This is a genomic window from Paraburkholderia sp. SIMBA_053 (assembly GCF_046534895.1).
Taxonomy (GTDB): domain Bacteria; phylum Pseudomonadota; class Gammaproteobacteria; order Burkholderiales; family Burkholderiaceae; genus Paraburkholderia; species Paraburkholderia caledonica.
Window position 1 is genome coordinate 1 of sequence record NZ_JAWRXU010000747.1, and the last position, 269, is coordinate 269.

Here is a 269-nt window from a genome sequence, read left to right on the forward strand (position 1 = left end):
GCCGGCATCGCGCTGACCCTGCTGGTCGCCGCGCTCTGGTTGCCGCTGGCCTGGCTCAACGGCAAGGTCGATATCAACCGGATGCAGTTCGGCGATTCGGCGCCGCTGTTCCTGCTGGTCGCGCTGCTGGGCACGGCGATGACGACGGGCGTGGCCGGCTGGATCTGCCGCTGGCCGGGCGTGCAATGGATCGGCCGCAACACCCTGCTGGTCCTGTGCACCCACTTCCTGGTGTTCTTCGTGCTGTCCGGGCTGCGCTCCCTGGCCGG

At 69.5% G+C, this 269-nt stretch carries 1 pseudogene; it reads left to right on the forward strand.

The window, feature by feature from the left end:
* Positions 1-269 (forward strand): annotated as a pseudogene (locus SB753_RS37575) (hypothetical protein); the annotation flags it as partial.